The 1,178-nt window shown below is 56.5% G+C and carries 1 protein-coding gene; it reads left to right on the forward strand.

Features of this window, described 5'->3' with window-relative positions; genetic code table 11:
* Window positions 1-3: 3 nt before the first annotated feature.
* Window positions 4-1,178: elongation factor Tu (gene tuf, locus B9Z41_RS16835; protein ID WP_100148230.1), on the forward strand; the 1,175-nt coding region annotated here is incomplete at its 3' end.

Raw genomic sequence — 1,178 nt, forward strand, 5'->3', positions numbered from 1 at the left:
GAAATGGCAAAAGGAAAATTTGAACGTACCAAGCCGCACGTCAACGTGGGCACGATTGGCCACGTGGACCACGGCAAGACGACGCTGACGGCGGCGATCACGACCATTTTGTCGACCAAGTTTGGCGGCGAAGCCAAGGCTTACGACCAAATTGACGCGGCACCAGAAGAAAAAGCGCGTGGTATCACGATCAACACGGCTCACGTGGAATACGAGACGGCTACCCGTCACTATGCACACGTGGACTGCCCTGGCCACGCTGACTATGTGAAAAATATGATCACCGGCGCTGCTCAGATGGACGGCGCCATTTTGGTGTGCTCGGCTGCTGACGGCCCCATGCCCCAGACCCGTGAGCACATCTTGTTGGCTCGCCAAGTGGGCGTGCCTTACATCATCGTGTTCCTGAACAAGTGCGACATGGTCGATGACGCTGAGTTGCTGGAATTGGTCGAAATGGAAGTGCGTGAGCTCCTCGACAAATACGATTTCCCTGGTGACGACACCCCCATCATCCATGGCTCTGCCAAATTGGCGCTGGAAGGCGACAAGGGCGAGTTGGGTGAGTTGGCTATCTTGAAGTTGGCCGATGCGCTCGACAGCTACATCCCTACGCCAGAGCGCGCAGTGGACGGTGCTTTCTTGATGCCAGTGGAAGACGTGTTCTCGATCTCGGGTCGTGGCACGGTGGTGACGGGTCGTGTGGAGCGCGGCATCATCAAAGTCGGCGAAGAAATCGAAATCGTGGGTATCGTTGATACGCAAAAGACCACCTGCACGGGTGTGGAAATGTTCCGCAAGCTGTTGGACCAAGGTCAAGCTGGCGACAACGTGGGTATTTTGTTGCGCGGCACCAAGCGCGAAGACGTGCAGCGCGGTCAAGTGCTGTGCAAGCCTGGTAGCGTCAAGCCCCACACCCACTTCACGGCGGAGATCTACGTGTTGTCCAAAGACGAAGGTGGTCGTCACACGCCGTTCTTCAACAACTACCGTCCACAGTTTTACTTCCGTACGACGGACGTGACCGGTGCGATCGAATTGCCAGAAGGCAAAGAGATGGTGATGCCAGGTGACAACGTGTCGATCACGGTGAAGTTGATCCACCCGATTGCGATGGAAGAGGGCTTGCGCTTTGCTATCCGTGAAGGTGGCAAGACGGTTGGTGCCGGTGTGGTTGC

Origin of the sequence: Limnohabitans sp. JirII-31 (assembly GCF_002778315.1) — a bacterium.
Taxonomy (GTDB): domain Bacteria; phylum Pseudomonadota; class Gammaproteobacteria; order Burkholderiales; family Burkholderiaceae_C; genus Limnohabitans.